14 protein-coding genes and 1 pseudogene are annotated in these 12981 nt (G+C 67.5%); 7 read left to right on the forward strand and 8 right to left on the reverse strand.

The window, feature by feature from the left end; genetic code table 11:
- Window positions 1–217: pseudogene (locus ABDV78_RS14390) on the reverse strand (electron transfer flavoprotein subunit beta/FixA family protein); the annotation flags it as partial.
- 152 nt (window positions 218–369) lie between these two features.
- Entirely contained in the window at window positions 370–1569 is a 1200-nt protein-coding gene (gene sucC / locus ABDV78_RS14395; protein ID WP_007405207.1) for an ADP-forming succinate--CoA ligase subunit beta, read from the reverse strand.
- A gap of 195 nt (window positions 1570–1764) precedes the next feature.
- Here sucC and ABDV78_RS14400 point away from each other — a divergent pair, with 195 nt between their 5' ends.
- Both ABDV78_RS14400 and ABDV78_RS14405 read left to right on the forward strand, forming a co-directional pair.
- The gene (locus tag ABDV78_RS14400) at window positions 1765–2298 is read left to right on the forward strand and encodes a beta-carotene hydroxylase (protein WP_343528097.1); all 534 of its coding nucleotides are present in this window, start codon (window positions 1765–1767) and stop codon (window positions 2296–2298) included.
- 27 nt (window positions 2299–2325) lie between these two features.
- Entirely contained in the window at window positions 2326–2658 is a 333-nt protein-coding gene (locus tag ABDV78_RS14405; RefSeq protein ID WP_343528098.1) for a pilus assembly protein PilZ, read from the forward strand.
- A 114-nt stretch (window positions 2659–2772) separates the two neighbouring features.
- On the opposite strand, the gene ABDV78_RS14410 is transcribed toward ABDV78_RS14405, so the two are convergent.
- A complete protein-coding gene (locus ABDV78_RS14410) occupies window positions 2773–3708 on the reverse strand; it encodes a ribose-phosphate pyrophosphokinase (RefSeq protein ID WP_343528099.1) in 936 nt (311 codons plus the stop codon).
- Between the two features lie 98 nt (window positions 3709–3806).
- Between ABDV78_RS14410 and gltX the strand changes: the two genes are divergently transcribed.
- From gltX to ABDV78_RS14430, 4 genes are all read left to right on the forward strand, one after another.
- Window positions 3807–5141 carry a glutamate--tRNA ligase gene (gene gltX / locus ABDV78_RS14415; RefSeq protein ID WP_343528100.1) on the forward strand — a complete coding sequence of 445 codons (1335 nt, stop codon included), beginning with the start codon at window positions 3807–3809 and terminating at the stop codon, window positions 5139–5141.
- A gap of 87 nt (window positions 5142–5228) precedes the next feature.
- On the forward strand, window positions 5229–6125 hold the full coding sequence (locus ABDV78_RS14420; RefSeq protein WP_343528141.1) for a tetratricopeptide repeat protein: 897 nt from the start codon (window positions 5229–5231) through the stop codon (window positions 6123–6125).
- Window positions 6126–6129: 4 nt separating this feature from the next.
- Window positions 6130–6735, forward strand: a complete 606-nt coding sequence (locus ABDV78_RS14425) for an LON peptidase substrate-binding domain-containing protein (RefSeq protein ID WP_343528101.1) — start codon at window positions 6130–6132, stop codon at window positions 6733–6735.
- Window positions 6732–6911, forward strand: coding sequence for a Trm112 family protein (locus ABDV78_RS14430; RefSeq protein WP_343528102.1), 180 nt, complete (start codon window positions 6732–6734; stop codon window positions 6909–6911). Before ABDV78_RS14425 ends, ABDV78_RS14430 begins: the two co-directional genes overlap by 4 nt.
- Window positions 6912–6934: 23 nt before the next feature.
- Here ABDV78_RS14430 and ABDV78_RS14435 read toward each other — a convergent pair whose 3' ends face one another.
- From ABDV78_RS14435 to ABDV78_RS14445, 3 genes are read right to left on the reverse strand one after another with little or no spacing between them, the layout of a single operon-like run.
- Window positions 6935–7507, reverse strand: a complete 573-nt coding sequence (locus ABDV78_RS14435; RefSeq protein WP_343528103.1) for an MAPEG family protein — start codon at window positions 7505–7507, stop codon at window positions 6935–6937.
- On the reverse strand, window positions 7491–7835 hold the full coding sequence (locus ABDV78_RS14440; protein WP_343528104.1) for a VOC family protein: 345 nt from the start codon (window positions 7833–7835) through the stop codon (window positions 7491–7493). The genes ABDV78_RS14435 and ABDV78_RS14440 overlap by 17 nt, the downstream gene beginning before the upstream one ends.
- Before the next feature lie 20 nt (window positions 7836–7855).
- The gene (locus ABDV78_RS14445) at window positions 7856–9070 is read right to left on the reverse strand and encodes a UbiH/UbiF/VisC/COQ6 family ubiquinone biosynthesis hydroxylase (protein WP_343528105.1); all 1215 of its coding nucleotides are present in this window, start codon (window positions 9068–9070) and stop codon (window positions 7856–7858) included.
- Window positions 9071–9194: 124 nt separating this feature from the next.
- Between ABDV78_RS14445 and ABDV78_RS14450 the strand changes: the two genes are divergently transcribed.
- The gene (locus ABDV78_RS14450) at window positions 9195–11513 is read left to right on the forward strand and encodes a DNA translocase FtsK 4TM domain-containing protein (RefSeq protein WP_343528106.1); all 2319 of its coding nucleotides are present in this window, start codon (window positions 9195–9197) and stop codon (window positions 11511–11513) included.
- Between the two features lie 34 nt (window positions 11514–11547).
- On the opposite strand, the gene ABDV78_RS14455 is transcribed toward ABDV78_RS14450, so the two are convergent.
- Both ABDV78_RS14455 and ABDV78_RS14460 read right to left on the reverse strand, forming a co-directional pair.
- Window positions 11548–12309, reverse strand: a complete 762-nt coding sequence (locus tag ABDV78_RS14455) for a hypothetical protein (protein ID WP_343528107.1) — start codon at window positions 12307–12309, stop codon at window positions 11548–11550.
- A 64-nt stretch (window positions 12310–12373) separates the two neighbouring features.
- A complete protein-coding gene (locus ABDV78_RS14460) occupies window positions 12374–12979 on the reverse strand; it encodes a response regulator (protein WP_343528109.1) in 606 nt (201 codons plus the stop codon).
- Window positions 12980–12981 lie beyond the last annotated feature (2 nt).

Here is a 12981-nt window from a genome sequence, read left to right on the forward strand (position 1 = left end):
GCAGCGTGTCCGCCGCCTTGGGCTCGCCGATCGAGACGACGACGACCTCGGTCGCCGCCCCCTTCTCCTTCAGCCGGATCGCCTCTTCCACCGCGATCTCGTCAAACGGGTTCATCGACATCTTCACGTTCGCCAAGTCGACGCCCGAACCGTCCGCCTTCACACGCGGCTTCACATTGTAATCCAACACCCGCTTCACGGGCACGACGATCTTCATCGCGGTTCCTTCCCGGCTGGATAGCCTATCATGCCGCCGTCTTTGGCGGTGTTGCGAGCGCTTCGCAAGAGTTCAACCGGACCAACGACAAAGGGGCCCGGACGTTTCCGCCCGAGCCCCTTCTATCGGTCCATCAGGGCCGAAAGTGCGGATCAGGCGACCTTCTGTACCTCGGCGACGATCTTCTTGGCGGCATCGCCCAGATCGTTGGCGGGGACGATGGCGAGACCCGAATTGGCGAGGATTTCCTTGCCCTTCTCGACATTCGTGCCTTCGAGGCGGACGACCAGCGGAACCTGCAGGTTCACTTCCTTCGCCGCCGCGACGATGCCGTCGGCGATGATGTCGCAGCGCATGATGCCGCCGAAGATGTTGACCAGGATGCCCTTCACCGCCGGATCGCTCAGGATGATCTTGAACGCCGCGGTGACCTTCTCCTTGTTCGCGCCGCCGCCGACGTCGAGGAAGTTGGCCGGGAACATGCCGTTCAGCTTGATGATGTCCATCGTCGCCATGGCGAGGCCGGCGCCGTTGACCATGCAGCCGATGTCACCGTCGAGCTTGATGTATGCCAGGTCGTACTTCGACGCCTCCAGCTCCATCGCGTCCTCTTCGGTGGTGTCGCGCAGTTCCATCAGGTCCTTGTGACGGAACATGGCGTTGCCGTCGAAGCCGACCTTGGCGTCGAGCACCATCAGCTTGCCGTCCTCGGTGACGGCGAGCGGGTTGATCTCGATCTGTTCGGCATCGGTGCCCAGGAAGGCGGCGTACAGCTTCGACGCGACATTGGCGGCCTGCTTGGCGAGGTCGCCGGTCAGTTCCAGCGCGGCGGCGACGGCGCGGCCGTGATGCGGCATGAAGCCGGTCGCGGTGTCGATGTCGATCGAATGGATCTTCTCGGGCGTGTCATGCGCCACGGTTTCGATGTCCATGCCGCCCTCGGTCGAGGCGACCATCGAGACACGGCCGGTCGCGCGGTTGACGAGCAGCGCGAGGTAGAATTCCTTGGCGATGTCGACGCCGTCGGTCACGTACAGGCGGTTGACCTGCTTGCCCGCTTCGCCGGTCTGGATGGTGACCAGCGTGTTGCCCAGCATGTCGGTGGCGTGCGCGCGGACTTCCTCAGCGGTCTTGGCCAGGCGGACACCGCCCTTGGCGTCGGGGCCGAGTTCCTTGAACTTGCCCTTGCCGCGGCCGCCCGCATGGATCTGCGCCTTGACGACATAGAGCGGTCCGGGGAGCTTGGACGACGCCTCGACGGCCTCCTCGACGGTCATCGCGGCGAAGCCGGCGGGGACGGGCACGCCGAACTTGGCGAGCAATTCCTTGGCCTGATATTCGTGGATGTTCATGCGCTAGCCTTCCGCCTCTCGGGTGGTTCTAGGGAAATTGCTTCGCGCTAAAGCACAGCCGAACCGACAAATCCACCCCGAAACCGCTTTATTGCAATTGCATCGCAAGTGCGATTTCTGGTCGGTCGAGTTGTTATAAGAGCGCGACGAAGGGAATCGCGCGCAAAATCATCGCGGATGCGCTATATTGGTGCGATGCATTGGGCTTTCGGCATTCTCCTGTTCCTCGGCACCGTGATCTTCATGGAGGGATTCGCCTATGCGGCGCATCGCTGGATCATGCATGGGCCGGGTTGGTTCCTGCACGAAAGCCATCACCGGCCGCGCACCGGAAACTGGGAACTGAACGACCTGTACGCCGCGATCTTCGCGGTGCCGTCCTTCGTGATGATCCTGGGCGGCGCACAACTGGGCTGGTGGCCGGGCTTCACCTGGATCGGGGCGGGCATCGCGGCCTATGGCGCGATCTATTTCGGCTTTCACGACGTCATCGTGCACAAGAGGCTGCCGAGCCGCTATCTGCCCAAATCCGACTATATGAAGCGGATCATCCAGGCACACCGACTGCATCATGTGGTCGAGACGAAGCACGGGACGGTCAGCTTCGGTTTCCTGGTGGCGCCGAAGCCCGAGGCATTGAAGGCAGAATTAAAGCGTCGGGGGCGTGCCGGGGTCCGGCGGTCGACCGGGGCAGTCGGGGAGCGGGATGCCATGTTGGCGGAAAAGTAACCTTCTTGGCGTTACAGGGGACGTGTTATGGACAAGCCGGTCTTCACTCCGCCGTTCGAGCCGGTCGCCGGCCAGGATCTTCGCCGTTCGCTGCGTCACGCGGTGCGGATGCGCGCGCATCTGCGGGACAAGGGGCAGACCCGGTTCGAGATCGACGTGGTCGACCTCTCACCCGAAGGCTTTCGGGCCGAAACCAGCTTTACCCTGTGGCCGGGCACCATCGTCTGGTTGACCGTGCCGGGCCTCGCGCCGCTGGAGGCGGTGATCGCGTGGCGCGACCGGTTCAAATATGGCTGCGCCTTCTCCAAGCCGCTCCACCCGGCGGTGTTCGAGCATATCGTCGGTCTGGGGAATAGCTGACCCAGCGTCAGGCCGGCTTCGGCTGGGGTAGCTCGCCGTAAACCAGGGGCGAGCGCCAATGGCCCCGGCCTGTGTCGGAGCGGCGGCTTTCATCGTCCGCCGCCCCCCACAGCATCAATCGAACAGGCTCGACACGCTGGTTTCGTCGGCGATGCGCTTGATCGCCTCGCCCAGCAGCGGGGCGATGGGCAGGTGGCGGATCTTGGCGGTGGTGCCGATCGAGTCGTGATTGCCGATCGAGTCGGTGATGACCAGCTCGCGCAGTTCCGAGCCCTCGACTCGCGCCACCGCGCCGCCGGACAGCACGCCGTGGGTGACATAGGCGACGACATCCTGCGCCCCCGCCTGGCGCAGTGCGGCCGCCGCGTTGCACAGCGTGCCCGCCGAGTCGACGATATCGTCGATCAGGATGCAGAAGCGGCCTTCGACGTCGCCGATGATGTTCATCACCTCCGACTCGCCGGCGCGCTCACGGCGCTTGTCGACGATGGCGAGGGGGGCGTTGTTCAGCCGCTTGGCGAGCTGGCGTGCGCGCACCACGCCGCCGACGTCGGGCGACACGACCATGAGGTTGTCGTTCTTGAAGCGCGCCAGGATATCCGCCGACATGACCGGCGCGGCATAGAGATTGTCGGTCGGGATATCGAAGAAACCCTGGATCTGACCGGCGTGAAGGTCGACCGACAGGACGCGATCGGCGCCCGCAACGGTGATCAGATTGGCGACCAGCTTGGCCGAGATCGGGGTGCGGGGGCCGGGCTTCCGGTCCTGGCGCGCATAGCCGAAATAGGGGATGACGGCGGTGATGCGGCTGGCCGACGCGCGCTTCAGCGCGTCGATCATGATCAGCAGTTCCATGAGGTTGTCGTTGACCGGATAGCCGGTCGACTGGATCACGAACACATCCTCGCCGCGGACATTCTCCTGGATTTCGACGAAGATCTCCTCGTCGGCGAAGCGGCGCACCAGCGCCTCGGTCAGCGGCACTTCCAGATAGGCGGAAATGGCCTTGGCCAGCGGCAGGTTCGAATTGCCGGTCATCAACTTCATGGTGGTACCCCGTCCCCGCAGACAGACTGTCGTCCCGGCCCCTTTAATCGCGCTGTCACAATAGCGCAAAGGCGATTCCCCGATTATGGCGCAGGCCCATGACCGCGACCTCCGTGACCCGTTTCGCTCCCTCGCCCACCGGGCGGCTGCATGTCGGCAATATCCGCACCGCGCTGCACAACTGGATCTATGCGCAAAGCACCGGCGGGCGCTTCCTGCTGCGGATCGACGATACCGATGCCGAACGGAGCGAGGAACATTATGTCGAGGCGATCCGGGCGGACCTGGCCTGGCTGGGCCTGAACCCCGATGCCGAGGTGCGCCAGTCGCAGCGTTTCGCGCTGTACGAAGCGCGCTTCGCCGAACTGGTGGCGAGCGGCCATGTCTATCCGGCCTATGAGACGGCGCAGGAACTGGACCTGAAGCGCAAGATCCAGCTCGGGCGGGGTTTGCCGCCGGTCTATGACCGCGCCGCGCTGTCGCTGACCGACGAGGATCGTGCCAAGCTGGAAGGTGAGGGCGTTCGCCCGCACTGGCGCTTCAAGCTGGATCATGGCGCGCCCATCGAATGGGACGATGCGGTGCGCGGGGCCCAGCGTTTCGACCCCGCGACGATGAGCGATCCGGTGATCCGCCGGGCGGACGGGACGTGGCTCTATATGCTGCCCTCGGTGATCGACGATATCGACATGGGCGTGACCCAGGTGGTGCGCGGCGAGGATCATGTCTCGAACACCGCGCTCCAGATCCAGATGTTCCGGGCGCTGGGTGCCGAACTGCCGCGCTTCGCCCATGCCGCCCTGCTGACCGGCAATGAGGGCAAGCTGTCCAAGCGACTCGGCTCGCTGGGCGTCGATCATTTCCGTGGACAAGGGATCGAGCCGCAGGCGGTGCGCGCGCTGCTCGCGCGGATCGGCACCAGCGACCCGGTCGAGCCGGTCGCCGACATGGCCCCGCTGATCGCCGGATTCGACTTTTCGCGCTTCGGTCGCGCGCCCGCGCGGTTCGACGAGGCGGAACTGGCGCAGTTGAACGCCCGCATCCTTCACCAGACGCCGTATGAGGCGGTCGCCGACCGGCTGCCCGCCGGCATGGGCGCGGCGGAGTGGGAAGCGGTGCGGCCGAACCTCTCCACCGTCGCCGAGGCGGCGGACTGGTGGCAGGTGATCGAGGGGCCGGTCGACGCCCCCCAGCCCGCCGGGGAGGATCGCGCCTATCTCGCCCAGGCCGCGCAGGCGGCGGCCGGGATCGACTGGGCCAACGACCCCTGGCATGCGTTGACCGCCACGTTGAAGGAGGCGACCGGCCGCAAGGGCAAGACGCTGTTCCTCCCGCTGCGACTCGCGCTGACCGGGCGGGCGCAGGGGCCGGACATGGCGGCGCTTTTGCCCCTGATCGGGCGGGACCGGACGATCGCGCGGCTGAACGGCTGATTTGCCGATCGGTCTTTCATTACCGCCCGCCCTCGCCCACATAGGGCCGAGCAACACGTAAAGGAGCGTCTTTTGGCCACGTTGGGAATGTCGCCCGCCGACAAGGAAGCCGTCACCGCCTTCCGCCGCGATGTCGTCGAGCCGTCGATGACCAAGCTGGTCATCCTCGATTTCTGGGCGGAATGGTGCGGGCCGTGCAAGGCGCTGGGCCCCACGCTGGAAAAGGTCGCCGCCGACTATGCCGACAAGGGCGTGGTGCTGGCCAAGATCGACACCGACAAGAACCAGTTCATCGCCAACCAATTCCAGATCCGCTCGATCCCGACCGTCTATGCGATGTTCCAGGGGCAGCTTGTCGCCGACCTGACCAGCGCGCGGACCGAAAGCGCCTTGCGCGCGACGCTCGACCAGTTGCTCAAGCAATTGCCGATCCAGTCGGAGGCGGCGGACGCGGCGGCCGAGCTGGAGCCGCTGATCGCGATGGGCGAAGAGGTATTGGAAGCGGGCGACGCCCCGCGCGCGCTGTCGATCTTCGACCAGTTGCTCGACATGGCGCCCGAGCATCCCGCCGTGCTGTCGGGCCGCATCCGGGCGCTGCTCGCCGCCGGGCAGATCGACGATGCCGAAGCCGCGACCCAGGCGCTGCCCGAGACGCTGGCCAACGACCCGGCCATCCACCGCGCGGTCGCCGCCGTGGCGCTGGCGCGGTCCGCCCCCCCGGCGGCGGATTATGCCGGTCTGGCGGCCGAGGTCGCGGCCAGTCCCGACGATCACGAAAAGCGTTTCGCCCTCGCCAATGCGCAGATGGCGGCGGGCGATCGTGACGGGGCGGCGGACAACCTCCTGCACATCGTCGCGGCCGATCGGAGCTGGAACGAGGATGCCGCCCGTCAGCAGCTTTTGAAGCTGTTCGAGGTCGTCGGCATGACGGACCCCTGGGTGTCGCAGCAGCGGCGGCGCCTGTCCGCCATCCTGTTCGGATAAGGGCGTGGCGCGGCTCTCGATCTTTCCGCTGGCCGGGGCGATCCTGTTTCCGGGGATGCCCTTGCCGCTGCATATCTTCGAGCCGCGCTACCGGGCGCTCGTTTCCGATGCGATGGCGCGCGACCGGCGGATCGGCATGGTCCAGCCGTCGGGCGACGGCGACACGCCCAGCCTCTACCAGATCGGCTGTGTCGGCCGCATCGCCGAGGTCGAGGCGATGGAGGATGGCCGCTATAATCTGGTCCTTGAGGGCGTGTCGCTGTTCCGCATCGTCCGCGAGCTTCAGGTGACGACGCCCTTCCGCCAGGTTGAGGCGGAATTGCTGCCGATGGTGGACGAGGACCTGTTGTCGCTCGGCCGCCGTGCCTCGCTGGAGCAGGAATCGCGCCGCTTCGCCGAATTGCAGGGCTATGCGGTCGACTGGGACGCGGTCGGGCGGCTGGATGATGAGAGCCTGGTCAATGGCATCGCGCAGATCGCGCCCTTCGACGTGGCGGCGAAACAGGCGCTGTTGGAGGCGCCCGATCTGGAGCAGCGCGCCGAGCTGATCATCCAGTTGATGCAATTTTTCGGTCGCCATGACGGCGAGGATCGGGTGACGTTGCAATGACCCTGGACCCCTGGCTGCTCGAACGGCTGGTCTGCCCGGTGACGCGGACGCCCCTGCGCTATGACGAGGCCGCGCAGGAGCTGGTGTCGGAGGCGGCGGGGCTGGCCTATCCGGTGCGTGATGGCGTGCCGGTGATGCTGGTCGAGGAAGCGCGGCAACTCCCAACCCCCGCCTGAGCGACGCCAAGGGCGGCGGCGGGTCAGACCAGCCGACCGACCAGCGCCACCAGGATGATGAGCAGCGCCGCGACGCTGGAATAAAAGGTCAGCGCGAAGCCGAACGCCCGCGCCGCCGCGCCGCGTGCGTAATTCGCCCAGAACAGCGTCCGTCCCACCGAGAACAGCGCGGCCAGCGCCGGGACCATCACCCCCGAGCCTTCCACCACCCAGGCCAGCGCCAGATAGGCCGGGATCGCCAGCACCACCTGTTCCAGCGTGTTGCGCAGCACCGCCTGCGCGATGGCCACGCGCGGCGAGTCGCCGCCGCCGCCCGCCGCCGCATCGATATCGGCGGGGGATTCGAAGCGCAGCGCCGCGACATGTCCGATCGTTGCCGCCAGCCACAGGGCCGCGACCGTCGCCGCCGCCACGGCGCGGAGCACCCGGTCGGTCGGCGACAGGATCGGCGCGATGCTCCAGCTGACCGCCAGCGTCAGGACCACGACGACCAGCGCCGCGGCCATGCCGCGCGCCACGCCGGACTGGCGGCGGTCGCGAATCGGGGCCCGAGTCGGGCGGACAGTTTGGCCGGGATATTCAGGCCCAGGGATCATAGCTTCCGAAACTCCAGACATGGCCTTCCGGGTCCCGCACCGCATAGCCCCGCCCGCCATAGGGCTGGTCCTCCGGCGCCGCGATGATCGTCACGCCGCCCGCCTGGGTCGGGGTCTTCGATCCCGCGACGGCGGCATGGCGCGTTAGGAGCGTGCTCGACACCATGACCATGCGGTCCCGCCAGACGAGCTGCGCATGATGGATGATGGTCGGATCGTCCGGGTCGCCAAAGACCGCGTGCCGTTCGAACCCGAAGGCTTCACATAGAAAGTCGATGGCGCGCGGCGCATTCTCGTACCGGAGGCAGGGAATGATATCGTGCCGCATCGCCATTCTGCTCACATGGGTCAGACCATCACGCCCTGCAACAGCCGGGGCAATTGTCCGGTCTCGCCACGCGCCTCGGCCATGAAGCGTTCTTTCAGCGGCGGGATATGGTTGATGGCGGTGATGCCCAGCCGCCGGATCGCGCTCGCCGTCCTGCCGGGCACGCCGAAGATGCGGTTGAAGCTGTCGGTCGCGACCGACACCATCAGCGTGTCGAGCCCGCGCCACTGCTGATAGCGCTGAAGCAGCGCCGCATCCCCCAAGTCCATGCCGGTCCGCTTGCCCTCGACCAGCACCTCGACCAGTGCGGCGACATCGCGATACCCCAGGTTCACGCCCTGGCCCGCGATCGGATGGATGCCATGCGCCGAATCGCCGACCAGCACCAGCCGATCGCCGGTCATCGTCGCCGCGCGGTGGAAGCCCAGCGGATAGGCCGAACGCGGGGAGGCGTGGGACAGCGTGCCCAGGAACCCGCCCATGCTCTTCTCCGCCTCGGCCAGGAAGGCGCGGTCGGAGAGTTTCAGCATGGCGTCGCCATCGCGCCCCGACACCGACCAGACGATGGCGGAGCGATGCCCGATCGCGTCGTCCGGCAGCGGCAGCAGCGCGAAGGGGCCGGTGGGATAGAAGATCTCGAACGCGATATTCTCGTGGGCAACTTCGTGATGGAAGCAGCTGATGATCGCCTTGTGGTCATAGGACCAGCGCGCCACCTTGATCCCCGCCGCGTCGCGGGTCGGCGACTGCCGACCCTCGGCGGCGACCAGCAGGGGCGCGCGGACCGTGGTGCCGTCGCTCAAGGTCGCGGTGACGCCCGCCGGACCGCGCTCGACGCTGATCGCGCGGGTCTGCATGCGCAGGTCGACCAGCTCCGCCTCGTTCGCGGTCGCGTGGATCACGCGTCGGAGCAGCTTGTTCTCGAACATCGTGCCCAGCGCGCCGTCATCGGCGTCGGGAATGAAATCGAGCGCACCCGGCTCCAGCCCGTCGCTGACCCGGATATGCCGGATCTCGCAGCCCTGTCCGGCCAGCTTCGCGCCGATCCCGATCGCGTCCAGCATCCGCCAGCTCGCCGAGGCGACCGCGGAGGCACGGCCATCGAAGCCGGGGGCCAGGATCACCGCCGGATCGGCGGGATCGACGATGATCGAGGACAGGCCATGCGCGGCCAGCCCGACGCCCAGCGTCGCGCCGACCAGGCCGCCGCCGAGGATGATGACGTCGCTATCCATATGCTCGCTCCTAGACCGTCATGAGGCGGCAAACAATGTGGGCGTTTTGCCGCGCCTTGACGTGGGAACCGTCAGAGGCGATGAATTTTCCAGCATTTTCGGACATTCCTGAAGGACAAGACCCATGGCCAGCCGCGCGCAGCCGGTTCTATGGCGCGAGACGGTGAAGGCGGGCGCGGTGCGTAGCGGCGCCCTGGTCGTCGCGATCGCGCTGTTCGCGGTCACGCTGATGCTCGTGCTGGCGCTGGCCAGCTACCGGGCGAGCGACCCGGCGCTCAACACCGCCTCGGGCGCGGTGCCCGCCAACTGGCTGGGGCTGCCGGGCGCCTGGATCGCCGATATCGTGCTGACCCTGTTCGGTCCGGCCATCGCGCTGGTCCTGCCGGTCGGGCCGATCGTCGCGACCCGGCTGTGGCGCGACCGCCCGGCGGGACGCTGGGTGCGGATGCTGCGCCAGGCGGTGCTCGGCGTGGCCCTGATGGCATGTGCCCTGTCCTTCGTCTCCGACTCGGCGGTGCTGGCGCTGCCCGCCGGATGGGGGGGCGTGATCGGTCTGTCGGTCGTGGGGTTCGTCCGCTGGGCGCTGGGGTTCACCGGCCAGGCGGCGGTCGTCACCTGGGGTTCGGTGGCGATCGGGCTCGCCTTCGGGCTGGGCGGCGCGCTGATCTGGGGGCGCAGCCTGGAACTCGACCTGGCCGAACGGGGCCTGGCGCGATTGCGCCGCCGCCGCGCGGAAGGGGGCGGGGATGAAGATGGCGTGCCCTGGGACGATGAGGACGAATCCTTATACGAGGCCGAGGATGGCGACGAGGAGCCGCTGACCCTGGCGCGCAAGGCGGTGCCGGTGCGCGAGGATCGCCCCGCCCCCGTCATCGCCGACCGGCAGGTGGCGCCCGCGCCCGCGCGTCCCAAGGTGCCGGCCGATCGCGACGCGCCCTATACGCTGCCTGGCCTCGACCTGCTGACGCCGGCCCCGCCATCCTCGTCGGGGACGATCGACAAGGCGGCGCTGGAGCGCAATGCGCGGCTTCTGGAGAATGTGCTCGACGATTTCCGCGTCCAGGGCGCGATCGTCGAGGTTCGCCCCGGCCCGGTCGTCACCATGTACGAGCTGGAGCCCGCACCCGGCATCAAGGCCAATCGCGTCATCGCGCTGGCCGACGATATCGCGCGCAACATGTCGGCGATCTCGGCGCGCGTCGCGGTGATTCCGGGGCGCAACGTCATCGGCATCGAACTGCCCAATGCCAAGCGCGAGATGGTGTCGCTGCACGAACTGGTCGCGTCGCAGAGCTTCGCCGATCAGGCCGCGCAGCTTCCCATCATCCTGGGCAAGAACATCGCGGGCGACTCGGTGGTCGCCGACCTGGCGCCGATGCCGCATCTGCTGGTCGCGGGTACCACGGGTTCGGGCAAGTCGGTCGGCCTCAACGGCATGATCCTGTCGCTGCTCTATCGCCTGACGCCCGACCAGTGCCGGATGATCATGATCGATCCCAAGATGCTGGAACTGTCGATGTATGACGACATTCCGCATCTGTTGTCCCCGGTCGTCACCGATCCGGCCAAGGCGGTCCGCGCGCTCAAATGGGCGGTCGAGACGATGGAGGACCGCTATCGGCAGATGTCCTCGGTCGGCGTGCGCAGCCTTGCCAGCTTCAACGACAAGGTGCGCGCGGCCAAGGCCAAGGGTCAGCCGCTGGGTCGCAAGGTCCAGACCGGCTATCACCCCGAAACCGGCCAGCCGGTCTATGAGGAGGAAAAGCTCGAATACGAACCGCTGCCGCAGATCGTGGTGATCGTCGACGAGCTGGCCGACCTGATGATGACGGCGGGCAAGGAAGTCGAATTCCTGATCCAGCGGCTGGCGCAGAAGGCGCGCGCGGCGGGCATCCACCTGATCATGGCGACGCAGCGCCCCTCGGTCGACGTCATCACCGGCGTCATCAAGGCGAACCTGCCGACCCGCATCAGCTTCCACGTCACCTCCAAGATCGACTCGCGCACCATCCTGGGCGAGCAGGGCGCGGAACAGCTGCTGGGGCGTGGTGACATGCTCTACATGCCCGGCGGCAAGGGGATCGTGCGCGTCCATGGCCCCTTCGTCTCGGACGACGAGGTGCACCGGGTGGCGGACCATTGGCGGTCGCAGGGGCAGCCCGACTATATCTCCTCGGTCACCGAGGAACCGGCGGAGAGCTTTGCGCTCGACGGCGCACCGACCGGCGAGGATTCGGCCGAGGACCAGCAATATCGCGCCGCGATCCAGCTTGTGTGCGAGAGCCAGAAGGCCTCGACCTCCTGGCTCCAGCGACAGCTTCGGATCGGCTACAACTCGGCGGCGCGCCTGATCGAGCGGATGGAGACCGACGGCATCGTCAGCCGCCCCGACCATGTCGGCCGGCGCGAGGTGCTGCGCGATACCGACGGCCATCCCGTTTAAGGGCCTGGTCCAAGGCCAGGGGAGGCGATCGCCGTCAGGGATTGGCAGGCTTCAACGTCGCCGAACCGATATGCCAGCGCAGTTGGTCCGCGCTGGCCCCCGGCACGTCATTGACCCGGCGCACCACATATTGCCCGACGAAGCGCTGCCGCCGCCCGTCGTCGAGCTGAGCGTCGACCGTCACCGGCACCGTCGCATAGATCGAGCCCGCCGCGCCCTCGCTGGGCGGCATGGTGCCGATCGTCACGCTGGTCGCGCGGGTCCGGGCAAAGCCCTTCTGGAAATCCACAAAGCGCTGTCCCGGGCGTCCGTCATCGCCCCATTGGATCCAGGCGGTGGCATAGTCATGCGCGTTGATCGCCGAATAATAGCGGCGGATCACGTTCGCGGCCGCCGCATCGCTCTTCGGATCGACCGAGCAGCCGGGCGTCTTCGTCGCATCGTCGCCGAAGAGCGCACAGCTCCGGGCGATCTCGTCCTCGATGATCGCGCAGCTATTGGCCGCGTTGCACGGCGGATGGGTCGCGCCGGACACCGACAGGCAGATATTCACCAGCCGGTCGGCGGCGGCCTTCCCGCGGTCTGCGGAGCAGGAGAGGATGCGATCCGGCGCGGTCGCCACGGTCCTGATCGGCGCGGGAAGGCTGGCGGGCGTGGCCGTCGCGCTAATATTCCGGGGAGCATCGCTTCCGTTGGCGGGCGGGGATGCGTTGCTGCTGCGGTCGCCATCCTGTCCTCCGCATGCCGTCATCGGCAGCAGCAGCAGGCAGGCGATCCAGGGCGCGGGGCGTATCATGTTCGGGTTTCCCTTCCACCAGCAAAGCGTCTTCAACGCGTGCGGCGGGACCCGGCTCCCCGCATCAGGGTACCAGGGCGATAAGCTGCGCCACGCTCTGCGTCTGGGTCTTGGCGAGGACGGCGGCGCGGTGATCCTCGATCGTCTTTTGCGACAGGCCGAGCAGGGCGGCCATCGCCTTGTTGCCATGGCCCTGCACCATCAGGTCGAACACCTGCCGCTCGCGCGGGGACAGATCGGCCAGCCGCACGGCGGCGGCGCGGCGCGCCTGCGACCAGGCGATCCCTTCGCGCAGCGACGCGCCCAACCGCGCCTCGTCGACCGGCTTTTCCAGATAGTCGGTGCCGCCGTGTCGTCGCACCGCATCGACCGCATGCGCGGTGCTGGGCCAGGCGGTCATGAACAGGATCGCGACATGCGGGTCGATCGCGCGCAGCCGTTCGGCAAAGGTGAAGCCGTCCCAATCCCCCATCATCACATCGGTGACGACCGCGTGCGCGGGGCTGGCGGCATAATCGGCGAGCAGCGCGGCCGGATCGGCAAAGGACCGCGCCGCGAAGCCCTGTCGCGCCAGCAACCGCGCGACCGCCGCGCCGAGATCGCAATCGTCATCGAGGACATGGACCGTATCGGGCTGCGCGGGCGCGAGAGGGGGGCGGCGAAGCGGCATGG

Origin of the sequence: Sphingomonas sp., assembly GCF_039594485.1 — a bacterium.
GTDB lineage: Bacteria > Pseudomonadota > Alphaproteobacteria > Sphingomonadales > Sphingomonadaceae > Sphingomonas.